Source organism: Nonomuraea sp. NPDC002799, assembly GCF_053592075.1.
In genome coordinates, this window is record NZ_JBSFVA010000044.1 from 1 (window position 1) to 22,825 (window position 22,825).

The window sequence follows — 22,825 nt, forward strand, 5'->3', positions numbered from 1 at the left end:
CGGTGAGGGGCCAGCGGGTGTGGTCTTGGGCGATGACGGCGGTGCGGCGGCGGAGTTGTTCGGGGTCGACCTGGCGCAGGTCGGTGTCGTCCCAGAGGACGGTGCCGGTGTCGGGTTCGTAGAGGCCGGACAGGATTTTGGCGAGGGTGGTCTTGCCTGAGCCGTTCTCGCCGACGAAGGCGATGACCTCGCCCTGTTTGATCTCGATGGACACCTCGCGCAGGGCGGGCTCCTCCGCGCCGGGATAGGTGAAGCTCACGGCTCCGGCCGAGACGCGCTCGAAGCCCACGGGGACGGCGGCCGGGCGGGGGCCGACCAGGCGGCGCTCGGCGTCGGCACAGAACTCCAGGAAGTCGGTGAAGTAGAGGCCCTGCTCGTAGAGGCTGTTGGTCGCGTACATCAGGTTGCTCAGCGACTGCTGGCCCGATCTGATGGCCAGGACCGCGGTGCCCGCCACCGCCAGCGGGATGGCCGCCACCGCGAGCAGGACGCCGAGCGCCAGATAGACCAGGCCGGTGCCGGCGCCGCCCAGGACCTCGCCCACGAGCCTGGCCACGGTCTGCCGCCTGGCCAGGACCAGCATGACGTCCTGCTCGGCCTTGGCGACCGCGTCGTACATGCGCAGCAGGAAGCCGCGCATCGTGAACGAGCGCACCTCGGCCGCGGGCCCCCGCTCGGCGAGCAGGTCGGAGATGATCCACTTGCGGCGGCGGGCCGGGATCAGGCTGTACATCGTGGAGTAGCGCATGCGCGCGCTGCGCACCGCCGCCCACGCGTCGGGCAGCACCGCCAGCAGGAGCAGCGGCAGCAGCACCGGATGCAGCACGCCCAGGACGCCGGCCGCGGCCACGATGCCGACGGCGGCCGTGACCACGTCGACGGCCGAGGTGACCACCGAGTCGGCCACGGACACCCCGCGGCCACTGGCACGTTCCAAGGAGTCGTGGAACTCCGGGTCGTCGAAGGCGACCAGCTCCACCTGGCTGGTCAGGCCGTAGAGCCGCTCCTCGGTCAGCCGGGCGATCTGCGGGGACAGGCGGGACTGCGCCCAGCCCGCGCCGGCCTGTGTCGTCGTGCGCAGCACCGCGGCGGCGCCCACCAGGGCGAGGCTGGGCAGCGCGGCCACCACCCGGCCGGGGGTGGGGCCCTCGCTGAAGAGCGCGCTCAGCACGCCGGTCGTCGCCAGCAGGCCGAAGGCGGTGAACACGCCGCCGAGGATGTTGAGGGTGACCGTGGCCAGCGCGTCGCGGGGGCTCGCTCCCCAGGCCATGCGGATCGCCTGGGCCACGAGCGAGGGCAGGCGTCTGGCGATGGTCAGGAACCCGACCTCCGCCATCTTGTCGTTGTGGACGTTCCAGTGGGGGAAGGAGATCTCGCCGAGTTCGAGCGGCTCGTTCTGCATGCTCAGAGTGTGCATGCCGCCACTGACAGTTTCCGCTCGCCCGGCACCGGGCCGCGCCCCTACTCTGACCCGCGCCGTCACGTGTAAGTTTCATGCGCTGTTGACGCGCTATTTGAACGTTGCAATACTCCCCCCGAATCAGCCACCGTTCGCCCTCGCCAGCACCTCCATCACCGCAGGTCTGAGGATCGGCGGCGAATGAATCGATTCATCGGGGCAGGTGGCCCGCCCTCACCCCGGGAGCGAAGTATGCGCAGCAACGGCAACAAGCGCCGGATCGGCCTCGCGATCGCCCTTACCGCGATGGCCCTCATGGGCTCCGCGCCGGCCGGCGCCACGGCGCGCGGCCACACCGAGACGTCCGGGGCCGGCGCCCGGCTCGCCTGCGGCGACGGCTCCTTCAACGCCGAAGCGGTGCTCAGCGGCAGCACCTGGACCGCCCGCAACGGCAGCAGGACCGTCTACACCGGCACCAGCATGCTCTCGGCCATGCAGGCCGCCGTGGGCAGCCTCACGGCGGGCCGCACCGCCAAGCAGCGGGTCGTCGTGCGCGGCTCGGGCTCGATGAGCGCCGGCTCGCGGCTCTCCCTGCCGAGCTACACCACACTGGACGTCTGCGGCACCGTCAACGTGACCGGCTCCGGCTCGGGCGACCAGGCCGTCGTGTACGCCAGAGGCGTGACCGACGTCGAGGTCCAGCACCTGAACGTCACCGGCGCCCCGCTCTACGGCATCTTCGTCCGCAACGGCGTCAACATCATCCTCGACCAGATCGACATGCGCCTGTCCAGCGGCCTGGGCATCCGCGTCGACAACCACGGCGACCGCAGCGTCCGCACCCGCAACGTGCGGATCGGCAACGTCTACGTCTCGGGCACCAGCACCCACGGCGTCGAGACGTACGGCCTCGACGGCCTGACGGTCGGCACGGTCGTGGCCCGCAACACCGGGCACTCGGGCCTGCTGCTGAACGACACCATCAACGCCACGGTGGGCACGGTCGACGCCCAGGGCGCGGGCACCGGCACCGGCTACGCGGCCTTCCGCATGGCCAACAGGAACGGCCGGATCGGCAGCTCGTACCCCACCAACATCCGCGTCGGCCAGGTGATCGCGCGCGGCGGCGGGCGCGGCGTCTTCTGCGTCTCCGAGAGCGGCGGCGCGGTCATCGACCGCGTGGACATCGCCCAGACCGGCAACAACGCCATCCTCGTCGAGAACTGCTACAACGTGAACATCGCCGCCCAGGGCGGCACGGTGACGGGCCCCGGCGACATCCGGCTGGCGGCCCGCACGGAGTTCCCCAACACCTCCGACATCCTCATCCAGAACCTGACGGTGACCAACTCCGCCATCACCGAGAACCCGTGCGGGGTCAACACCACCTTCAGGAACAACACCTTGGTCAACAGCCGGCAGACCATCTGCTGACGGACCCCCATATCACCGTGATAGGGGCAATCTGACAGGTCTCCGAGCGAGGGGGTGCGCATACCGTGACAGCACCCCCCACCTCGGAGGAAGCCCCGTGTCAAGATCCCTTCGCCTCGTGCTCTCCCTCACCCTCAGCTTCGTCTTCCTGCTGGTCACCGCGCCGGCGCAGGCCGCCGCCCTGGTCACGGTCCTCAGGTACGACCCGAGCAGGGCCGCGGAGTTCGTCGGCGTGGTGAACCAGGCCGCGCAGATCTGGAACTCCAGCGTCACGAACGTCCGGCTCGTCCAGGGCACGCCCGCCCACTTCGTCGTGTACGCCGACAACGGCTGGCCCCGTGCGCTGCCCACCAGCCTGGGCCGCGGCACCGTCTGGATGGGCCGGCAGGCCACCAGCCAGGGCTACAACCCGCTGCGGATCGCCACGCACGAGATCGGCCACATCCTGGGCCTGCCCGACCGGCGCACCGGGCGCTGCACCGACCTGATGTCCGGCTCCAGCGCGCCGGTGAGCTGCACGAACGCCAACCCGAGCAGCGCCGAGCGGGCCGAGGTCAACGGCAACTTCGCCGGTGTCAGCCCGGCGGTGGAGTTCGGCCGCCTGCACGAGGACCGCTGAGCGCACCCCTGAGGCGCCGCCGTCGGAGCGACAGCCCCACGGCGGCGCCACAGGCCACCACCCTCACGCGCACGTGTACCCCGACGGCACGGCGGTGTCACCGTTCGGGCGGCTCGCCTGGAAGCCGAAGGACGTGGCGGCGGCGGGCGCCAGCGTGCCGTTGTGGGCCGCGTTGCGAGCGGTGACGGTCTGGCCGGTCACGGTGAGCACGGCGTTCCAGTGGCCGGTGAGCGTGTGGCCTGCCGGCAGGGTGAAGGTGACGCTCCAGCCGTTCCGCTGGGTCGTGCCGGTGTTGGTGACGGTGGCCTGGACGACGTACCCGTTGCCCCACTGGCTCTGGGTGGACGGGGTGACCGCGCACCCGCCCGTCCCGCCGCCGCCGGTCGTGGTCACGGTGACCGTGCCGGAGCGCGGCGAGCGGTTGCCGGCCGCGTCCCTGGCGTAGACGGCGAAGGTGTAGGACGTGTTCGGGGTCAGGCCGGTGACGGCGGCCGACGGGGTCGCTGACGTGGTCGCGGCCGTCTCCGTCGTGCCCTGCACGCGCACCACGTCGTAGCCGCTCACGCCGGTGTCGTCGCCGGCGGCGGCCCACGTCAGGGTCGCGGAGGAGGAGGTGACGGCGGAGGCCACCGGCGTGCCCGGCGCGGTGGGCGCGCTGGTGTCGCCGCCCGGCGTGTACGCCAGCCCGAACCCGTACGGGAAGAGCGGCGTCTTGCCGTCCCCGGTGTTGATCGGCTGCTGGGAGGCGCTGCTCATCCACGTCACCGGCAGCTTGCCGGCCGGCTGGACGGCGCCGAACAGCACGTCGGCCACGCCCTGCCCCTCGGTGCCCGGCAGCCAGGCGGCCACCAGCGCGTTCCAGCCGGGCAGCTGGGCCGCGACGTCGAGGGGACGGCCCGAGACCAGCACCACGATGACCGGGACGCCGGAGGCCCGCAGGGTGGCGATGGTGTTCAGGTCGGCGGCGTCCAGGCCCATGGCGCCGGGGCGGTCGCCCTGGCCCTCCGCGTACGGCGCCTCGCCGACCACCGCGATGGCGGCCCGGTAGGAGCCGTCGATGCCGCTGCCGTCCCGGTTGTAGGTGACGGTGGCGCCGGAGCCGACGGTGTTCCTGATGCCCTGCAGAATGGTGGTGCCGGGGGTGATGTTGCCCGGCGAGCCCTGCCAGGAGATCGTCCAGCCGCCGCTCTGGTAGCCGATGTCGTCCGCGCTCTTGCCCGCCACGAAGATCTTGCCGCCGGTCCTGGCGAGCGGCAGGACGCCGCCGCCGTTCTTCAGCACGACCTGCGACTTGGCCACCGCCTCGCGGGCCAGCGCCCGGTGCGCGGCGCTGCCCACGGTCGCGGTGTAGGCCCGGTCCGTCCGCGGCTTCTCGAACAGGCCCAGCTCGAACTTCTTGGTCAGGACGCGCCGGACCGCGTCGTCGACCCTGGCCGCCGTCACCCGGCCCGCCTGCGCCTCGGCCCGCAGCAGGTCGATGAACTGCCGCCACGCGGTGGGCACCATCACCATGTCGACGCCCGCGTTCACGGCCGTGCGCACGTCCAGCGCGGACATGCCGGTGGCGCCGTCGATCTGGTCGATGCCGTTCCAGTCGGAGACCACGAACCCGGTGAAGCCCAGCTCGCCCTTGAGCACGGTGGTGATCAGGTGCTGGTGCCCGTGCAGCTTGGCGCCGTTCCAGCTGCTGTAGGAGATCATCACCGAGCCGGCGCCGCGCTCCACGGCGGCCCTGAACGGCGGCAGGTGGATCGCCCGCAGGTCGGCCTCGGAGAGCTGGGCGTCGCCCTGGTCGACCCCGCCCGTGGTGCCGCCGTCGCCGAGGTAGTGCTTGGCGGTGGCGAGCACGGAGGCGGGGCCGTTCAGCGCCGTGCCCTGCAGGCCGGTGACGAACGTGGTCATCGACGCGGGCAGGTCGGGCGTCTCGCCGAAGGACTCGTACGTGCGGCCCCACCGGTCGTTGCGGGCCACGCAGAGGCAGGGGGCGAAGTTCCAGTCGACGCCGGTGCCGGAGACCTCCTCCGCGACGGCCCGGCCGATCCGCTCCGCCAGGGCGGGGTCCCGGGTCGCGCCGAGGCCGATGTTGTGCGGGAAGATCGTGGCGCCGGTGACGTTGTTGTGGCCGTGGACGGCGTCGGCGCCGTACAGGATGGGGATGCCGAGCGGCGTGGCCAGGGCCGCGCTCTGGAACCCGTCGTACATGTCCGCCCACCCGGCCGCCGTGTTGGGCGACGGCGCGGAGCCGCCACCGGACAACACCGAGCCCAGCCGGTACGTGGTGACGTCGGCGTTGCTCACCGAGCCGCGCTCGGCCTGCGTCATCTGGCCGAGCTTCTCATCCAGCGACATCCGCGACATGAGGTCGGCCACCCGGGTGGCGACGGGCAGGGTGGGGTCCTGGTACGGCAGCGCGGCGGACAGCGCCGCAGCGGACTTCCCCGCCGGCGCGGCGGACGCCGCCACGGGCACCGCCGTGGCGGACTGGCCCGGCAGGACGAGCCCGGCCACCAGCACCACGGCCGCTCTGATCATCCACTTGCTCATGGCACACTGCTCCAGCCCGGTCGATTGGGAGCGCTCCCAAAACGGACTGTAAGCCACCTCGACCGCTTTCCCGCCCGCCCGCCGCCCACCCGGTCCGGCACCTGCGCAAACAGCCCGAATCCGGTGAAAGTTTCACCCGTCCGCCATCAGGCAGGGCGTCCACAGCGGTGCGTCCGACCTCTGGCGTCACAAGATCCAACCATGTATGTTGCGATCGAAAGAAAGTTTCACCCATGGAGGAATGATGGGCAAGAAGCTTCACCTGTTGGCGTTCCCGATCGCTGCTGTCGCGCTGGCGGCCCTGGGGGCGCCTGCCCAGGCGGCCACGGGCTACGACCGCTGCCAGGACGGCTACTACTGCATGTTCTCCGGGCTCGACGGCACCGGCGACATCATCCAGATCCAGGGCAACACGCCCGACCTCGCCGCACTGAACCTGGCCGACCGCGGCAAGTCCGACTGGAACCGTACCGACTCGTTCATCTACCTCTTCTCGGAAGCGAACTACGACGGCTGCGCCGCGGTGACCAGCCCGCGCGACAAGGGCAACTTCTTCAGCTCCTTCCGTGACTTCTTCGACTCCGTCCGCTTCAACGGGCCCAGCGGCCCGTCGTGCCTGTTCTCCATCAAGGGCGGGGCGGCCGGCTCACACGGCTGAGCACAGCCGAAACCCCCGGCCGGAGGCGCGCCCGGCCGGGGGTTTCGTCATGGGTGGTGATCAGCCGGTCAGGCCGACCGCCGAGTAGTCGAGGCTCTGGTAACCGCGCGAACCCCAGTTGGCGAGCGTCTTCTTGACCGCCTGGATGTCGGGACGCTGGTACAGCGGGATGGTGTGCACCATGTCCCAGATCAGCTTGTCGGCGGCGTTGGCCATCTCGACGGCCTTGGCCGGGTCCATCTCGCTCACGGCCGCCTCGATGGCGGCGTCAACGGCCGGGTCGTCGGACTTCGGGAAGTTGCTCTCGGAGCCGGTCTTGTAGATCTGCGCCAGCGCGCCGATCGGCAGGGGCGTGCCGATCCACGAGAACGGCACCAGGTCGAAGTCGCCCTTGATGATGAAGTCGTTGAAGAACTTGTCCAGGGGAACCGGGCGGATCGTGAGCTTGATCCCGGCCTCCTTGAGCATGGCCTGGGTGAGCTCACCCTCCGTCTGCGCGACCGGCGTGCCGGTCGGGATGACGAAGGTCAGCGCGAAGTCCTTGCCGTCCTTCTTGCGGAACTCGCCTTCCTGCTTCCAGCCGGCCGCGTCGAGAAGCTGCTTGGCCTTCTCCAGGTTGTACTTGCCGAGGTCGCCGGAGTTGTCGACGTAGCCCTTGTGGTTGTTCATGAAGACGTGGTTGCCGAGCGTCTGCAGCGGCCAGTCCATGTCCTTCAGGTCGGACTGGGTGATCACGTCACGGTTGATGGCGTACTGCACGGCCTGACGGACCGACTTGTCCTTCAGGTTCGCGCTCTGGTTGTTGACCGTGATGTGCCGCCAGTTCGGGCTGAGCGCCTTGCGGATCTCCGAGTTGGGGACCTCCTTGGCGCGCTTCAGCTCGGCCGGGGAGCCCGACGGGATCTCCACCGCGTCGATCTCGCCGTTGGCGAAGGCGTTCACCTGCGCGGCGGGCGTCTCGATGGCACGCCAGATGATCTTGTCGAGCTTGGCCTTCTTGCCCCACCACTTGTCGTCACGCACGAGGGTGAGCGTCTTGGTGCCCTCGTCGATCTTCTCGACCTTGAAGGGGCCCGCGGTGACCGGGATCTTCTGGTTGTAGTCGTTGTCGTACGCGTCGGGCGTCCCCATGTGCGTGGCGGGGACGAGATGCGGAGACCGCGAGAACTGCCCCATCCACTCCGGATACGGCTTGGCGTAGGTGACGATGGCGACCTTGTCGCTGTCACCCTTGGTGACCGACTCGATGCGGTCCCAGCCGTCCGTGGACGCCGGCTTGAACTTCTTGTTCTTGCCGTTGTTGGCGTTCCAGGCGGCCTCAAGGTCCTTCCACGTCATCGGCGTGCCGTCCGACCACACGGCCTTCTCGTTGATCGTGTAGGTGATGACCTGCTTGCCCGACGACGAGTCGTTCTTCACGTCGGTCAGGTAGTCCGGGTTCGCCGTGAAGTTGGCGCCCTCGTCGGCGATCATGAGCTGCGGCATGACCGGGTCGAGCATGTCCGCGGTGTCGGACTGGTTGCCGTCCACGTGGTTGCCGTTCCACTGGGTGGGCCACTGCCCGATCGCCAGGGTCAGCGTGCCGCCGTCCTTGACCTGCTCGTAAGGGACGGGGTTGATGCTGATGGCCGGGGTCTCCGTCATCTGCTGCTTGGCCTGCTGGGACTGCTCGGCACTCGGCTTCTTAGCCTCGCCGCCACCGCCACCGCAGGCCGCGACGGCCAGGGCCAGGACCGAAAGCCCGGCGGCCGCACGGTATCGAACGTTCACTCTTCCTCCTGATTATCCGAGGTCGTGATGACCTCGACTTCTTCTGCGTAATGGCAGGCTGCGCCGTGATCGACGGCGTTCGCGAGCCGGGCGACCGAGGGCTCCTCGTCCACACACCGCCGCTGCTCCGCCTCGCTGAGCCGGGCGAACTTCGGGCAGCGGGTGCGGAACCTGCATCCAGACGGCGGGTCGGCCGGGCTGGGCAGATCGCCTTCGAGCAGGATCCGCATGCGCGTGCGTTCCATCTCGGGGTCGGGCAGGGGGATCGCCGAGAGCAGTGCCTGCGTGTACGGGTGCGCGGGCCTCTCGTAGACGTCCTTGACCGCCCCGATCTCGGCGATCCTGCCCAGGTACATGACGGCCACCCGGTCGGCCAGGTGCCGCACCACGCCCAGATCGTGCGCCACGAACAGGTAGGACAGCCCCAGCCTGTTCTTCAGCTCCTCCAGCAGGTTGATCACACCCGCCTGGATGGACACGTCGAGCGCGGAGACCGGCTCGTCCAGGACGAGCATCTTCGGCTCCAGGGCGAGCGCCCGGGCGATGCCGATGCGCTGGCGCTGGCCGCCGGAGAACTGCGCCGGATACCGCTCGGCGTGTTCCGGCGAGAGCCCGACGAGCCGCAGCAGCTCCGCGACCTTGGCCGCCACGTCCTTCTTGCCGTGCGCGCGCAGCGGCTCGGCGATGATGTCGCCGACCGGCATGCGCGGGTCGAGCGCGGCCATCGGGTCCTGGAAGACGATCTGCAGGTCACCGCGGAGCGACTTGCGCTCGGACTTGCCGAGCTTCGCGCTGTCCTTGCCGAGCACCACGACCCGCCCGGCCTCCGGCGGCTCCAGCTTCATGATCTGCTGCAAGGTGGTGGTCTTGCCGCAGCCGGACTCGCCGACCAGCGCCAGCGTCTCGCCCTGCGCGATGTCGAAGCTGATGCCGTCGACCGCGTACACGGTGCCGACGCGGCGCTTGAAGATCGCGCCCTTCATCAGCGGGTAGTGCCGGATCATCTCGTCGAGCTCCAGCACCGTCTCGCGCTCGGCGCGCGGCACCTTGACCACGTCACTCGGCGGGATCACCGGCACGGGGAACACGTCGGCGCCTGTCAGGCCCTTGTGCTCGATCTCGTGCGAGCGGATGCAGGCGACGTGGCGCCCGCCGCCGAACGGCGTCAGCGGCGGCTCCTCGTCGTCGCACATGTCCACCTTCATCGGACAGCGCGGCGCGAACGGGCAGCCGGGCGGCAGCGACGACGGCGAGGGCGGGTTGCCCTCGATGGGCACGAGCGGCCCCTCCTCGCCGTCGACCCTGGGGATCGAGGCGAGCAGCCCCATCGTGTACGGCATCCGCGGCCGGTAGTAGATGTCGTCGACGGGTCCCTGCTCCACCGGCCGGCCCGCGTACATGACGAGCACCCGGTCGGCCATGCCGGCGATGACGCCGAGGTCGTGGGTGATCATCACGATGCCGGCGCCGGTCTCCCGCTGCGCGGTCTTGAGCACCTCCAGCACCTGCGCCTGGATGGTGACGTCGAGCGCGGTGGTCGGCTCGTCGCAGATCAGCAGGTCGGGGTCGTTGGCGACGGCCATCGCGATCATCGCGCGCTGCCGCATGCCACCGGAGAACTCGTGCGGGAACGCCTTGGCCCGCAGGTTCGGGTTGGGGATGCCGACCAGGTCGAGCAGCTCCACGGCGCGCTTGGCGGCCTTGTCCTTGTTCATCTTCTGATGCACGCGGACGGCCTCGGCGATCTGGTCGCCGATGGTGTAGACGGGCGTGAACGCCGACAGCGGATCCTGGAAGATCATGCTGATCGACTTGCCGCGTACCTTGATCTGCTCGTCTTCCTTCATGCCGAGCAGTTCGCGGCCGTGCAGCTTGACCGAGCCGCTGACCACGGCCCTCGGGTGCAGCAGGCCCATGACGGCGAGCGAGGTCACCGACTTGCCGGAGCCGGACTCGCCGACGATGCCGAGCACCTCGCCGCGCTCGACCTCGTAGCTGACGCCGCGCACGGCCTCGATGCCGCCGGGGAAGGTGACGGTGAGGTCCCTGACCTCCAAGATGCTCACGAATTGCTCCCCGGGTCGAGTGCGTCACGCAGGCCGTCGCCGATCAGGTTCACGCTGAGGACGAGGAGGACCAGCAGGCCCGCGGGGAAGGCGAACAGCCACGGGTAGCCGGTGGCGTTCCGGGAGCCCTCCGCGATGAGGGTGCCGAGTGAGACGTCCGGCGCCTGGATGCCGAAGCCGAAGAAGGACAGCGCCGCCTCACCGATGACCGCGCCGCTGACGTTGAGGGTTGCGTCGATGATCAGCAATGAGGACAGGTTGGGGACGATGTGCCGGAAGATGATCTTCCAGCGCGGGATGCCCATGTAGACGGCGGCGAGGACGTACTCCCGCTCGCGGAGCGAGAGGGTCATGCTGCGCACGACCCTGGAGGTGATCATCCAGGAGAACGCGGCGAGCAGCACCACGAACCAGAGCCAGGAGCCGTCCCGCAGTCTAGGCGAGACGATGGCGATGACCAGGAAGCTCGGCAGGACCAGCAGCAGGTCCACGCCCCACATGAGCGCCCGGTCGATCCAGCCGCCGAAATATCCGGCGAACGCGCCCACGATGGCGGCCAGACCGGTCGAGATGAGCGCCACCAGCAGGCCGATGATGATCGACTTCTGCATGCCGCGCAGCGTGACCGCGTACATGTCCTGGCCGATCGAGGTGGTCCCCCACCAGTGGTCGGCGTCGGGGCCGGACAGGAAGGCCATGAAGTCCTTGTCCGTCCACTCGTACGCGCCGAAGTAGGGGCCGACGTAAGCCAGCGCCACCAGCAGGATCAGGGCGATGGAGCCATAACGGGCCTGCTTGTTGCTCAGCAGACGCCTGAAGACGACTTTCGATCGCATGTCAGCTCACCCGCACCCGAGGATCGAGGGCCGCCACCAGCAGGTCCGACAGGAACGCGGCGGTCAGGACGCAGACGGCGGCGAAGAAGGTCACCGCCGCGACGGAGTTGACGTCGTTCTGGTTGATCGAGTCGATCAACCAGGCGCCCATGCCGTGCCAGGCGAAGATCTTCTCGGTGAAGGTCGCTCCGGTGAACATCGTGCCGAACGCGAACGCGAAGTACGTGGCGGAGGGGATCAGCGCGGTGCGCAGCGCGTGCTTGGTGAGCGCGGTCCTGCGGCGCAGGCCCTTGGCCATGGCGGTGCGGACGAAGTCCTGGCCGAGCACGTCGAGCATCATGTTGCGCTGGATGCGGCTGTAGAAGGCGATCGAGCCGAGACTGAGCGAGATGGTCGGCAGGATCAGGTGGTTCAGCCGGTTGACGAACTGGTCCCACCCCGACAACCGCGGGTTGTACTCGCCGGTGTACTCGATCAACGTGAACCCCAGCCCTCTGTTCACGTTGTACGTGGCGATCGCCAGCAGCGTCGCCAGCACGAACACCGGGACGGCCATGATCACGAAAGAGCTGACGCCGATTAACCGGTCACTGAGCTTGTACTGGCGCACCGCGGAGACCGCGCCCAGCGCCACCCCGACACCGAAGCCCACCAGCGTGCCGATGAGCAGCAGCCGGAGGCTGACCATGATCCGGCGGCCCATCTCGCTGTTGACCGAGCCGCCGTTCCAGGTCCTGCCGAAGTCTCCGGTGACGACACCCGAGGCCCAGGTCGCGTAGCGCTGGAGCACCGGGGTCTTGTCGTTCAGGTTGTAGGCATCCAGTGTGGAGTCGATGACGGACTCGGCGACCGGGGGCTGACGGCCCTCGTACGCGGCGCGTGGGTTCATGGTGGTGGCCGCGAGCATGTACGCCAAACTGGCCGCGATGGCGACCAAGATCACATTTATTGCCAACCTGCGAAGCAGGTACTTGCCCATTACTCTCCGTTCGCGCTGACCGAGGGCGCAACCTTCTCCTGGAGGCGCGACCCCGCAACGAAACCCCCCTCCCGTACCGCGAAAGCACTCACGTCGGGATGGCGATCAACGCGCAGAATATATGCAAATATATAACAGTCAGAAACCGTGTGACATAACAGTAAGGTCACCCACAAAAGATCAACTAGACCGGTCAGGCCCCTTATCACATGTCGGCCGACCTGGTAGAACACCCCCATCCCCGGCCGCCGCCACAACATTTTTGAAGAGTTCCATGTCACAGGATCCGGACATATTTAACGGCTACTCAAGGTCACCGACTTCACGTTGACTCGCTTAGTCAAGTGAGCTCGGCCACACCGGCATGGGACTTCGCCGCGGCCTGAGGGCTACGCGGACAGGCGGTAGGCGCGGCGGGCCGTGCCGGCGAGGACATCGGCACGCTCGCCCTCCGACAGGCCGGCGCACAACTCGTCGACGGATTCGGCGACCCGCTCGTATCCGGCGGCGAGCAGGCACACCGGCCAGTCGGAGCCGAACATCACCCGCTCGGGCCCGAACGCCTCCAGCACGGTCTCGGCATACGGCCGCAGGTCGGCCACCCGCCACGCCGCCCAGTCGGCCTCGGTGACCATCCCGGACAACTTGCAGTAGACGTTCGGATGCGCGGCCAGCTCGCGGATCCGGCCGCGCCACGGCTCCAGCTCCCCCGACGCGATCGGCGGCTTGGACAGGTGGTCCAGCACGAACGTCAGCTCGGGCAGCGCGGCCACCGTGTCGACGGCGGCGGGAAGCTGGTGCGCAAGCGTCAGCAGGTCGTACGCCAGCCCGGCGGCGGCCACGGCGGCAAGCCCGCAGCGCACGTCGGGACGGGCGAGCCAGCCGGGGTCAGGCTCGGACTGCACGCCGTGGCGCACGCCCACCAGCCCGGCGGGCAGGCCGGCGAGGACGTCGGCGGCGCCGGGCGCGGTGAGGTCGATCCAGCCCACGACCCCCGCGACGAGGTCGGACCCGGCGGCCAGGGCCAGGAACTCCCGCGTCTCCTCCAGGTCGGGCAGCACCTGCACCAGCACGGTCCCGCTCACCCCCGCGGCGGCGGCGGGCCCGGCGAGGTCGCCGAGGGTGAACGTGCGGCGCACGGGCGCCATGTCCTCCTGGTCCAGCCAGGTGTGCGGGCGGACGGAGAGATCCCATACGTGGTGGTGGGCGTCGATGCGGCTCACGGGCTACTCCAGCTCGGTCCAGAGGCCGTCGGGGATCGAGGTGACGGCCAGGGCCACATCCTCGCGCACCACACCCCGGTGGAGCCGTCGTGGCGTCAGAGCGACGGAGCGCTGAACTAATCGTCTGATTCCTCGAACAACTCATGGAGGGCGTGGGCGGTGGCCGCACGGCCGGCCCAGGTTTCGAGCTGGGCGACGTCGGTGCAGGCGCTGATGCGGGCGTGGATGTCGTCGGGGACGTCCAGTCCGCGGGCGGTCAGCACGAGCAGTTCCTCGTACAGCGAAGGGGAACCACGCCCTCCGGCTCACCAGGTCTTGCCGGCCGGCTCCCGGATCGTGTGGTTGATCCGGTTGAAGAAGTTGGTCAGCGCGATGATCAGGATGATCGAGGACACCTGGTTCTCGTCGAAGTGGGCGACGGCGGCCTCCCAGATCTCGTCGGTGACGCCCGGCGCGCCGTCCTGGATCCGGGTGGCGGCCTCGGTCAGGGCCAGCGCCGCCCGCTCCTGCTCGGTGAAGAAGGGGGCCTCGCGCCACGCGACCACGTTGTGCAGCCGCTGGTCGGTCTCTCCGTGCTTCTTCGCCGACGCGACCCCGGCGAAGACGCACGGACTGCAGCCGTTGATCTGGCTGGCCCGCAGGTGAACCAGTTCGAGCACGAGCGGGTCGACGCCGCCGGCGTTCACCGCCTTGTAGAGGTGCTGGATCGCGGTGAGCACGTCGGGGTTCGCCGCGCTCTTCATGCGTGCTTCCATAGGTCTTGCTCCTTCGTCGGTTACCTGTGTTCATCCGGGCCCGTCATCACCTATGACGGAGCAGAGCCGAGGAAGGTAACTACATGTCCCACAGCAGCCCGGCGGACCCGGTGGCCAAGGCGTTCGAGGCGCAGCGCGACCGGCTGCGCGCGGTCGCCTACCGCATGCTCGGATCGCACGCCGACGCCGAGGACGCGGTCCAGGAGGCCTGGCTGCGGCTCTCCCGCCAGGACACGGCGGCCATCCACAACCTCTCCGGCTGGCTGACCACGGTGGTCGGCCGGATCAGCCTCGACGTCCTGCGATCACGCCAGACCCACCCCGAGGCGTCCTACGACGACCAGCTGCCCGACCTCGTCGTGACGGTCGACGACGGGCCCGCGCCGGAGGACGACGTGGCGCTCGCCGACTCGGTCGGGCTCGCCCTCCTCGTCGTCCTCGACTCGCTCGGGCCGGGCGAGCGGCTGGCGTTCGTGCTGCACGACCTGTTCGCGGTGCCGTTCGACGAGATCGGCCAGATCCTCGGCAAGTCCACCGACGCCACCAAGATGCTCGCCAGCCGCGCCCGCAGGAAGGTGCAAGGGGCCGAGCGGCCGGCGGGCGTCAGACGGGAGCAGCGCGAGGTGGTCCGGGCCTTCCTGGCGGCGGCGCGCCACGGCGACTTCGAGGCGTTGCTGCGCGTGCTCGACCCCCAGGTGAAGCTGACCATCGACACCTCCGACGGCGTGGTCGTCGTCCTCGGCGCCACCGAGGTCGCCACCGGCACGCGCGTGGGCGCCGGCGGCGCCGCGCGGGCGCTGGAGGTGCTCGTCAACAGCCTTCCCGGGATCGTGTCCTGGCGTGCGGACGGCGCGCCGTTGTCGATCATGTCGTTCACCGTCGCCGACGGCCGGATCACCGGCATCGCGGTCGTGATCGACCCGGCCAGGCTGGCGTCGATGGACCTGCCGGATCCGGGATGAGTCCGGCACGTTCGAGCGGCTGACCAGCGAACGGAACCACCGAGGCTTCGCCTGCCGGCCGAGCATCGGTCCACCACGCCCGCCGGAGGACGCGTGATGGTCTCCCGGGCTGGGGCCGCGCCAACCCGGGACGAGCACCTGCCGGGGGCGACCGGCGCGCGGGGGATCAGCCGGAGACGTCTGCGGTGGCCCAGGAGTCGCGGAAGGCGTAGCGGGCCGGGGCGCCGGCGTAGCGGAGGAAGGCCGTGCCCGTGGCGGCGCTGACGGCCGTGTTGGTGTGGTAGAAACGGCAGCCCTCGTAGATCATTTTGCCGTTGGTGAGGCTCGTTCCGGCGCCGTCGACCAGGTGGTAGCCGGCCAGCGCGCTGTCCTGGTAGCGGACGATGGGGAGCCGGTTGGAGGTCGTGCCGTAGCGGTGCAGGTTGTGGTTGGCGGCCCCGGCCACCTGGAGGGCCGCCGTGTCGGAGCAGGAGGTGAAGGTGACGAAGCCGTTGTTCCAGTTGCAGTCGATGATCTTCTGGTTGGCGCTCTTCGGCTCGAAGCGCACGCCGGTGACGCTCAGCCGGGTCGCGCTCATCTCGCCGTTGGCCAGGGGCATGGAGAAGTAGCGGGCCGGGTTGGAGCCGACCATCGACCAGGAGCCGCCGATCACGTTGATCGAGCCGCCGCGGTCGAAGCGGAAGAAGTCGCCGCCGGCCAGGGCGAAGTTGCACGACAACATGAAGTAGTTGAGGAACTGGTTCTGCTGGTTGCGGCCGGAGGGGCTGGAGATCCCGCAGTGCAGGAACGCGTCGGTGTAGACCGAGACGGTGTCGGTCGAGCACAGCAGGAAGTGGTGCTCGCTGTTGTTGTTGGCCTCGTGGTCGCCGTCGATGCCGATGACGCGGTCCCAGGGGCCCTGGTCACCTTGTAGTTGCCCGGCGGGAAGAAGACCTCCTTCTTGACGATGCCGTTGCTGCGGCCGGCGATGGCGGCCGTGACGGCGGCCTTGATCGCGTCGGAGTCGTCGGTGACGCCGTCCCCCTTCGCGCCGTGGTCCTTGACGTCGACGCTGTAGACCGAGGGGTCGGTGTTGGCCTCGGCCGGGCCGGCGCCCCACATCGCCAGAGCGCCCACGCCCGTGGCGGCTAAACCACCCGCCAGCGCACGCCTGCTGAACCTGCTGGGCTGCTCGCCGGCTGAATATTCGGACATGCCGGTATCACTCCTATATGGAGGAAACGCCCCCGATGGGCGCATGATCGCGATCACGCTAAGGTCTCGGGTGCTCGTGGACAACCGGAATCGCACAAATGGGGTGTCCACATCTTGGTCTCTACGGGAACCGCGCACGTTCCCCTGCAGGCCGGGCCAGATAGCGGGCGCGCAGGAGGCCGGAGAGATGACAACCGGGGCCGCACGGGCTTGACCCGTTGCCGTTGCGCCACGAGAACGAGAGCACCGGTCCCACTCGCGGTGAGCGAGGTGACGGGGTTGGAGCGGCGCGGCCCTCGGTCCCGCTCGGAGGCTTGGCTCGCGGTCCGGCTAGCTCGCGGTCAGGGCCGTCCCGTGCGGGGACGACGACGTGCCCCGGCCCAGCAGCAGCGTGCCCAGCCACAGGAGCGCCATGCCCACGCCGGCCAGCGCCGAGTCCCGGCCCGCCTGGAACATGCCGACCGCCAGCAGCACCACGCCGGCGGTGGTGATGACGGCGCTCACGACCGTGACTTGGCGCAGCGCGGCCAGGATGACGGCCAGGGCGACGAGGGCGAGGTAGAAGAGCTGCGCGCCGACCGAGTAGACGATCAGCTCGACGACCGGGTCGCTCTTGACCTGGTCGAAGATGGCCCGCATGGCCGCCCCGTCCACCGCGGTGAATCCGGCGTACAGGTCGATGACGAGCTGGACGACGTTGGCGGCCACGCTCAGCAGGGCCACCCCGGCCGCCGCCTCCACGACCACGCGGCGGCCGCCCGTCACGGGCCCGGCCATCGCGCGCAGGGCCACCGTCACGACGCCGAACATCAGGAAGCCGGCCAGCCAGACCGCGTGCGCGGCGGTCCACCAGGGGCCGGGGACGAGGTCGCCGTCGATGGGGCTCATCAGGAACCATCCGCCGAGCAACGCGGCGGGGCCGGCCGTGCAGGCGATCTGAGTCAGTCGGGTCGCGGTGTTCATACCGGCCACGATGCCGGTTCGCGGCCGGGCCGCCCATCGGTGATCGCCCCTGATTTTTCCCTGGGGCGGCTCAGGGACGCCGCTCAGGAGAAGTAGCGCAGCCAGACGTATCCCCAGGCGATCAGCGTGCTGAGGATGGTCACGACGATCCCGTATTTGGTGAACTGCCAGAAGCCGATCTTGTGTCCGGTACGCGCCGCGATGCCGAGGGCCACCACGTTCGCGCTGGCCGCCACGGCGGTGCCGTTGCCGCCGAAGTCGGCGCCCAGGGCGAAGGCCCACCACAGGGCCTGGCCGGTCTGCGGGTCGGGGGCCGCGGCGACCACGCCCTCCACGATGGGCGCTGTGGTGGCGACGTACGGGATGTTGTCGAAGAAGGCGCCCAGCGCGCTCGATCCGAACAGCAGCGCCGTGGCCGCGACGAAGTAGTCGTCGCCCACCGCGTTCAGCGCCCACGTGCCGGCCGCGGCGATGACCCCGGTGTGGACCAGGCCCGCGACCATGACGAACAGGCCCATGAAGAACACCAGCGTCGGCCACTCGACCTCGTGCAGCACCTCGGAGACGTTGGCGCGCGCGACCAGCATCATCACCCCGGCGCCGACCAGCGCCACGATCGACGGCTCCACGTGCACCACCGCGTGCAGGGCGAACCCGGCGACGACGGCGCCCAGCACCACCAGGCAGCGCGCGAGCAGGCGCGGGTCGGTGATGGCCCGCCGCTCCTGCAGCGCCATCACCTCGGCCACGCGCTCGGCGTCGTAGTGGAACGACTTACGGAACAGCACCCTGGTGAACAGCACGAACACCACGAAGATGACGACCACGACCGGCGCCATGTGGATGAGGAAGTCGTTGAAGGTCAGGCCGGCGCGGCTGCCGATGATGATGTTCGGCGGGTCCCCGATGAGCGTGGCGGCGCCGCCGATGTTGGAGGCGAGGACCTCGGCGATGAGGTACGGCTGCGCGGGGATGCGCAGCCGGTCGCAGACCACCACGGTGACCGGCGCGACCAGCATGATCGTGGTGACGTTGTCGAGGAAGGGCGAGGCGACGGCGGTGATGCCCATGAGCATGACCATCAGCCGGTACGGCCGGCCCTGGGATCTCTTGGCCGCCCAGATGGCGAGATAGTCGAAGACGCCCGTCTGCTTGATGATCCCGACGATCACCATCATGCCGAACAGCAGGAAGACGACGTTCCAGTCGATGCCCTCGTGCTCGGAGTAGAACACCTCGGCACCGGGGATGAGGCCCAGCACGGCCATCAGCCCGGAGGCGACGAGCACGACCTTGACCTTGTCGATCTTCTCCGTGGCGATGAAGAAGAACGCCACGACGAAGATCGCGAGCGCGGCGAAGGCGCTCATCCGGCCTGCCCCGGCGGCCCGGCGGAGGTGCCCCCGGCCTCAGGCCCGGCGAGGGCCAGGCTGGTGAGCAGCCGCTCCAGGGTGATGGCGCCCACGAGCGCGCCGTCCCGGCCGACGACCGCGACGATCGGGCTGCGCAGCCGGGCCATGAGGGCGGCCACTTCGAGCAGCGTCGCGTCGAGCGGCACGGTCGCGGGCGTGTCGGGCCGGCGCGGCAGGCAGTCGCCCACCGTCAGATCGCCCAGCTCGCTCCAGAAGAGGTCGGCGTGGCTCTCGTCGATCGTCCGGCACAACGCCGGATCCTCCTGGAACGCGCCGGGCACCGCGAGCCGCAGCACCTGCGTGCCGGGAAGCACGCTCGACGGCCGGCCGCGGCCGTCGACCACGATCAGTCCGGGCATCCGGCCCAGGGCCATGATCCGCACGGCCTTGCTGACCGGGTCGTTGACGGTCACGGTCGGTAGGTTCACGGCGATGTTGCTCGCTTGCATGACATCCTCCCGTTCGACGATGCTTTGGCCCCTCAGGGGGACGAGGTGCAGGGTGCCGGTGTCCGGCGCGGTCGCGCGGGTGACGTCCATGTCGCTGACTCCAATCCGGATCGAGCGACCAGTCTGGGTGCGGGAACGGGGCCGTCACCATGGGGTCCAGCACCCATCTATGGCGGGATAGAACATGTAAGTGGGCAGCTCAGAATGGGTAGCAGCCCGCATGGACAACCAGACCGACGACGAACAGGCTGATGAGATGGACGACAGCGGCGACCGGCGGACGGGGCCGGCGTGAGGAGCGACCGGCGGAGCCGGGGCGCGCCACAGGCGCTGTTCCGGCGGGTGTTCGTGATCAATGGGCTGGTGTTCGCGGCGGGCACGATCGTGCTCGCGCTCTCCCCCGCCACGGTCTCGTCCCCGGTCGTGCTGGCCGAGGTGCCCGTCCTGCTGATCGGCCTGGCGCTGATGCTGGCCGCCAACGCGCTGCTGCTGCGCCGCGGCCTGGCCCCGCTGGACGCGCTGACGACGCTGATGCAACGCGTCGACCTGCTGCGCGGCGGTGACCGGCTGACCGACCGGGGCAACGGCGACCTCACCCACCTGATCGGCACGTTCAACGCGATGCTCGACCGCCTGGAGGCCGAGCGCAGCGCCAGCAGCGCGCACGCGCTGGCCGCTCAGGAGGGCGAGCGGCAGCGCATCGCCCGCGAGCTGCACGACGAGATCGGGCAGAGCCTGACCGTGGTGCTTCTGGGGCTGAAACGGGTGGTCGACCGGGCCCCCGCCGAGCTGCGGGAGGAGCTGCACGGGGTGCAGGAGACAGTGCGCGCCAGCCTCGACGAGGTGCGGCAGGTGGCCCGCCGCCTGCGCCCCGGCGTGCTCGAAGACCTCGGGCTGCACAGTGCGCTGAGTGCGCTGAGCAGCGACTTCTCGCAGATGAGCGGCATCCCGGTGACCCGCGCGGTCGCGCCGGACCTGCCCGTCCTGGGCGCGGACACCGAGCTCGTCCTCTACCGGATCGCCCAGGAGAGTCTCACGAACATCGCCAGGCACGCCCGCGCCACCCGCGCCGAACTTTCGCTGACCACGGAGAACGGCCGGCCCACGCTGCGCATCACCGACGACGGCCGGGGCGGCGCGCTCCAGGAGGGCGCCGGGATCCGCGGCATGCGCGAGCGGGCCCTGCTCATCGGCGCCCGTCTGGACGTCGACTCGCCGCCGGGCGGCGGCACCCGTGTCAGCCTGGTCATCCCGGACAGGAGCCCGACCTCGTGAACAAGACCCGGATCCTGCTGGCCGACGACCACGCGCTGGTCCGGCGCGGACTGCGCCTGATCCTCGACGCCGAGCCCGACCTGGAGGTCGTCGCCGAGGCGGCCGACGGCGCCGAGGCGGTCGCGGCCGCCTCGGAGGCGACCGTGGACCTGGCCATCCTGGACATCGCGATGCCGCGCATGACCGGTCTCCAGGCGGCCCGCGAGATCTCCCGGCGCGCGCCCGGCATCCGCATCCTGATCCTGTCCATGTACGACAACGAGCAGTACTTCTTCGAGTCGCTCAAGGTCGGCGCCTCCGGCTACGTGCTCAAGTCGGTCGCCGACCAGGACCTGCTGGAGGCCTGCCGGGCGACGATGCGCGGCGAGCCGTTCCTCTACCCCGGCGCGATCACCGCGCTCATCCGCGACTACCTGCAGCGCGACCGGGGCGGCGAGCGCATGCCGGAGAGCATCCTGACCCCGCGCGAGGAGGAGATCGTCAAGCTGATCGCGGAGGGCAGCTCGGCCAAGGAGATCGCGGAGACGCTCGTCATCAGCGTGAAGACCGTCGATCGGCACCGCGCGAACATCCTGCAGAAACTCGGCATGCGCGACCGGCTGGACCTGACCCGCTACGCCATCCGCGCCGGCCTGGTGGAGCCGTGAGACCTTTGATCGCCGGGTGCGGCCGGGTTACGTTGGACGAAGCCCCCCTCGGACACCTGCGAAGGACGTGGTTCCCGTGCTCTATCTCTTCGGCTTCGAGCGGATCGGCGTGGTCGTGAGCGACATCTACTTCGTGGACCCGAATCCGCTCACCGACCAGGAGGGCGCGGAGCGGGGCGTGCGCCTGGAGCTGCGCAGGCTCGAACCGGGCGAGCTGAAGGGGTCGATCTACTCGGCCCGCCCCATCGCCGTCGACCGGCCCATCTGGCGGGTGGACCTGCTGGAGTCGGTCGACAGCGAGCCGGGCAGCTTCGACCGCACCCACCACCATCCGACGGTCACCGGGTGGGAGCCGGGGCCGCGGGTGTTCGACGTGGAGTTGTCGGGCCAGCCACTGAAGTGGCTGGGTGAGCGGCTGAGCGATCTGGAGGGCGTGCTGGCCGAGACCGGCGTGAGCCTCGACGAGGTGAGCCCGCAGGACGTGGCGGGGCTGCGCGAGCGTACGCCGGAGATCCTCGAAGCCGTCGGGCGGCTGCTCGACGGGGTACGCGAGGGACGGCTCGGCACCGCACCGGACCCGAACGCGGTCAGCGTCCGCGAGAGCTGGCTGTAAGGGACAGGCGCCACAAGACGGCGTAGGTCAGCCGCCGGAGGGCCGGCGATGGAGGAGGCCGAATCTGGCCCACATCGCCTCCGCCGCCTCGATGGAGGCATTCGTGCGCCTCGGGTCCACGGCGGCGAGCTGGGTCACCAGCGCCTGGGCCACGGCCATGCCGGCCGTCAGCGACGGAAAGAACGCCTCGCTCTCGGCCGGCACCATGACCACCTGCTCGGCGGCGTTCGCCAGGGCGGGGCTGGCCGCGTCCGTCAGCGCGAACACCCGCACGCCCCGCGCGCGGGCCTCGTTGGCGGCCAGCACCGTGCTCTCGTACAGCCGCCAGAAGCTGATCGCGATCAGCACGTCGCCGGGCCCGATCGCGATCATCGCGTTGGCCAGCTCCGCGTCCCCGGCCGTCACGGCCGCGACGGGGTAGCCCGCCAGCCGGGCGTTGTGCGCCAGCGCCAGCCCGACGGCCGCGTAGCTGCCGTCGGCGACGATCACCGTGCGGCGGGCGGCGGCGACGGCCTCGGCGATCGTGCGCAGCACCGTCTCGTCCGTGCGCCGGGTGAGCAGCGCGAGGCTGTCGAGATCGCGCCGAAGCGAGCGGGAGCTGGGTGAGCCCGTGCCGCTGTGCTCGGCGGCGACCTGGCCCGCGCTGAGCGAGGACAGGTAGCGCGCCCGCAGCTCCTGCTGGAGCGCCGGCCAGCCGGCGAAGCCGAGCGTCTGCGCGATGCGCGTCACGGTGGCCACGTTGACCCCGGCGAGCTGGGCCAGCTCGCCGGCCGAGCTCGGCACGCTGGCCGACGGCGCGCACGCCGACCTGCTCGTGCTCGACGCCGACCCGCTGGAGGACATCGGCGCCCTGGCCGACCCCGGCCGCGTCCGCCACGTCGTCCAGGCCGGCCGGGTCGTCTCCGGCTAGTCACTCCCCGGGGCCGGCCAGGTCGTCTCCGGCTGGTCACCGCCCGGGACCGGCCAGGTCGTCTCCGGCTGGTCACCGCCCGCCCTGTCTGTGCGGCGGGGCGGCGGGCGTGCATAG

The 22,825-nt window shown here is 70.1% G+C and carries 23 protein-coding genes; 8 read left to right on the forward strand and 15 right to left on the reverse strand.

Features of this window, described 5'->3' with window-relative positions; translation table 11 throughout:
• The coding region (locus ACWD0F_RS44465; protein ID WP_449888043.1) for an ATP-binding cassette domain-containing protein at nucleotides 1-1,402 on the reverse strand (1,402 nt) is incomplete at its 3' end.
• Nucleotides 1,403-1,651: 249 nt separating this feature from the next.
• Here ACWD0F_RS44465 and ACWD0F_RS44470 point away from each other — a divergent pair.
• Together ACWD0F_RS44470 and ACWD0F_RS44475 are read left to right on the forward strand one after the other, a co-directional pair.
• Nucleotides 1,652-2,833 (forward strand): hypothetical protein, encoded by a 1,182-nt coding sequence (locus ACWD0F_RS44470; RefSeq protein WP_449888045.1) that lies wholly within the window; start codon nucleotides 1,652-1,654, stop codon nucleotides 2,831-2,833.
• A gap of 97 nt (nucleotides 2,834-2,930) precedes the next feature.
• Nucleotides 2,931-3,452 (forward strand): snapalysin family zinc-dependent metalloprotease, encoded by a 522-nt coding sequence (locus ACWD0F_RS44475; RefSeq protein WP_449888047.1) that lies wholly within the window; start codon nucleotides 2,931-2,933, stop codon nucleotides 3,450-3,452.
• 63 nt (nucleotides 3,453-3,515) lie between these two features.
• Here the strand turns inward: ACWD0F_RS44475 and ACWD0F_RS44480 are convergent, their stop codons facing one another.
• On the reverse strand, nucleotides 3,516-5,996 hold the full coding sequence (locus ACWD0F_RS44480) for a glycoside hydrolase family 3 N-terminal domain-containing protein (RefSeq protein WP_449888049.1): 2,481 nt from the start codon (nucleotides 5,994-5,996) through the stop codon (nucleotides 3,516-3,518).
• A 244-nt stretch (nucleotides 5,997-6,240) separates the two neighbouring features.
• Here ACWD0F_RS44480 and ACWD0F_RS44485 point away from each other — a divergent pair, with 244 nt between their 5' ends.
• The gene (locus ACWD0F_RS44485) at nucleotides 6,241-6,654 is read left to right on the forward strand and encodes a peptidase inhibitor family I36 protein (RefSeq protein ID WP_449888050.1); all 414 of its coding nucleotides are present in this window, start codon (nucleotides 6,241-6,243) and stop codon (nucleotides 6,652-6,654) included.
• A 60-nt stretch (nucleotides 6,655-6,714) separates the two neighbouring features.
• Here the strand turns inward: ACWD0F_RS44485 and ACWD0F_RS44490 are convergent, their stop codons facing one another.
• The 7 genes from ACWD0F_RS44490 to ACWD0F_RS44520 all read right to left on the reverse strand — a co-directional run bounded on the left by ACWD0F_RS44490 (nucleotide 6,715) and on the right by ACWD0F_RS44520 (nucleotide 14,283).
• Entirely contained in the window at nucleotides 6,715-8,424 is a 1,710-nt protein-coding gene (locus tag ACWD0F_RS44490; RefSeq protein ID WP_449888052.1) for an ABC transporter family substrate-binding protein, read from the reverse strand.
• Nucleotides 8,421-10,490, reverse strand: coding sequence for a dipeptide ABC transporter ATP-binding protein (locus tag ACWD0F_RS44495; protein WP_449888054.1), 2,070 nt, complete (start codon nucleotides 10,488-10,490; stop codon nucleotides 8,421-8,423). The genes ACWD0F_RS44490 and ACWD0F_RS44495 overlap by 4 nt, the downstream gene beginning before the upstream one ends.
• Nucleotides 10,487-11,326 (reverse strand): ABC transporter permease, encoded by an 840-nt coding sequence (locus ACWD0F_RS44500; protein ID WP_449888055.1) that lies wholly within the window; start codon nucleotides 11,324-11,326, stop codon nucleotides 10,487-10,489. Before ACWD0F_RS44500 ends, ACWD0F_RS44495 begins: the two co-directional genes overlap by 4 nt.
• Nucleotide 11,327: 1 nt before the next feature.
• A complete protein-coding gene (locus ACWD0F_RS44505) occupies nucleotides 11,328-12,305 on the reverse strand; it encodes an ABC transporter permease (RefSeq protein WP_449888056.1) in 978 nt (325 codons plus the stop codon).
• A gap of 389 nt (nucleotides 12,306-12,694) precedes the next feature.
• Nucleotides 12,695-13,528 (reverse strand): amidohydrolase family protein, encoded by an 834-nt coding sequence (locus ACWD0F_RS44510; RefSeq protein WP_449888058.1) that lies wholly within the window; start codon nucleotides 13,526-13,528, stop codon nucleotides 12,695-12,697.
• Between the two features lie 116 nt (nucleotides 13,529-13,644).
• Nucleotides 13,645-13,791: a hypothetical protein gene (locus ACWD0F_RS44515; protein WP_449888059.1), complete on the reverse strand. Its 147-nt coding sequence runs from the start codon at nucleotides 13,789-13,791 to the stop codon at nucleotides 13,645-13,647.
• A 42-nt stretch (nucleotides 13,792-13,833) separates the two neighbouring features.
• The gene (locus ACWD0F_RS44520) at nucleotides 13,834-14,283 is read right to left on the reverse strand and encodes a carboxymuconolactone decarboxylase family protein (protein ID WP_449888061.1); all 450 of its coding nucleotides are present in this window, start codon (nucleotides 14,281-14,283) and stop codon (nucleotides 13,834-13,836) included.
• Between the two features lie 83 nt (nucleotides 14,284-14,366).
• Here ACWD0F_RS44520 and ACWD0F_RS44525 point away from each other — a divergent pair, with 83 nt between their 5' ends.
• A complete protein-coding gene (locus ACWD0F_RS44525) occupies nucleotides 14,367-15,245 on the forward strand; it encodes a sigma-70 family RNA polymerase sigma factor (protein ID WP_449888062.1) in 879 nt (292 codons plus the stop codon).
• 166 nt (nucleotides 15,246-15,411) lie between these two features.
• Here ACWD0F_RS44525 and ACWD0F_RS44530 read toward each other — a convergent pair whose 3' ends face one another.
• The 5 genes from ACWD0F_RS44530 to ACWD0F_RS44550 all read right to left on the reverse strand — a co-directional run bounded on the left by ACWD0F_RS44530 (nucleotide 15,412) and on the right by ACWD0F_RS44550 (nucleotide 19,353).
• Nucleotides 15,412-15,966: a hypothetical protein gene (locus ACWD0F_RS44530; RefSeq protein ID WP_449888064.1), complete on the reverse strand. Its 555-nt coding sequence runs from the start codon at nucleotides 15,964-15,966 to the stop codon at nucleotides 15,412-15,414.
• A complete protein-coding gene (locus ACWD0F_RS44535) occupies nucleotides 15,894-16,484 on the reverse strand; it encodes a glycosyl hydrolase family 28-related protein (RefSeq protein WP_449888155.1) in 591 nt (196 codons plus the stop codon). The genes ACWD0F_RS44530 and ACWD0F_RS44535 overlap by 73 nt, the downstream gene beginning before the upstream one ends.
• A gap of 285 nt (nucleotides 16,485-16,769) precedes the next feature.
• The gene (locus tag ACWD0F_RS44540; protein ID WP_449888065.1) at nucleotides 16,770-17,402 is read right to left on the reverse strand and encodes a hypothetical protein; all 633 of its coding nucleotides are present in this window, start codon (nucleotides 17,400-17,402) and stop codon (nucleotides 16,770-16,772) included.
• Nucleotides 17,403-17,485: 83 nt separating this feature from the next.
• The gene (locus ACWD0F_RS44545; protein ID WP_449888066.1) at nucleotides 17,486-18,772 is read right to left on the reverse strand and encodes an SLC13 family permease; all 1,287 of its coding nucleotides are present in this window, start codon (nucleotides 18,770-18,772) and stop codon (nucleotides 17,486-17,488) included.
• Complete coding sequence (locus ACWD0F_RS44550) at nucleotides 18,769-19,353, reverse strand: CBS domain-containing protein (protein ID WP_449888068.1); 585 nt, start codon at nucleotides 19,351-19,353, stop codon at nucleotides 18,769-18,771. Before ACWD0F_RS44550 ends, ACWD0F_RS44545 begins: the two co-directional genes overlap by 4 nt.
• Nucleotides 19,354-19,554: 201 nt before the next feature.
• Here ACWD0F_RS44550 and ACWD0F_RS44555 point away from each other — a divergent pair, with 201 nt between their 5' ends.
• The 3 genes from ACWD0F_RS44555 (at nucleotide 19,555) to ACWD0F_RS44565 (ending at nucleotide 21,798) form a co-directional block, all read left to right on the forward strand.
• Nucleotides 19,555-20,538, forward strand: a complete 984-nt coding sequence (locus ACWD0F_RS44555) for a HAMP domain-containing sensor histidine kinase (protein ID WP_449888070.1) — start codon at nucleotides 19,555-19,557, stop codon at nucleotides 20,536-20,538.
• Nucleotides 20,535-21,185 carry a response regulator gene (locus tag ACWD0F_RS44560; protein WP_449888072.1) on the forward strand — a complete coding sequence of 217 codons (651 nt, stop codon included), beginning with the start codon at nucleotides 20,535-20,537 and terminating at the stop codon, nucleotides 21,183-21,185. The genes ACWD0F_RS44555 and ACWD0F_RS44560 overlap by 4 nt, the downstream gene beginning before the upstream one ends.
• A gap of 76 nt (nucleotides 21,186-21,261) precedes the next feature.
• The gene (locus tag ACWD0F_RS44565; RefSeq protein ID WP_449888074.1) at nucleotides 21,262-21,798 is read left to right on the forward strand and encodes a hypothetical protein; all 537 of its coding nucleotides are present in this window, start codon (nucleotides 21,262-21,264) and stop codon (nucleotides 21,796-21,798) included.
• Between the two features lie 27 nt (nucleotides 21,799-21,825).
• Here ACWD0F_RS44565 and ACWD0F_RS44570 read toward each other — a convergent pair whose 3' ends face one another.
• Nucleotides 21,826-22,527, reverse strand: coding sequence for a MurR/RpiR family transcriptional regulator (locus ACWD0F_RS44570; protein ID WP_449888076.1), 702 nt, complete (start codon nucleotides 22,525-22,527; stop codon nucleotides 21,826-21,828).
• Between ACWD0F_RS44570 and ACWD0F_RS44575 the strand changes: the two genes are divergently transcribed.
• Nucleotides 22,517-22,708: an amidohydrolase family protein gene (locus ACWD0F_RS44575; RefSeq protein ID WP_449888078.1), complete on the forward strand. Its 192-nt coding sequence runs from the start codon at nucleotides 22,517-22,519 to the stop codon at nucleotides 22,706-22,708. The two genes, ACWD0F_RS44570 and ACWD0F_RS44575, sit on opposite strands and share 11 nt — an antisense overlap.
• The last annotated feature ends 117 nt before the right edge of the window (nucleotides 22,709-22,825 follow it).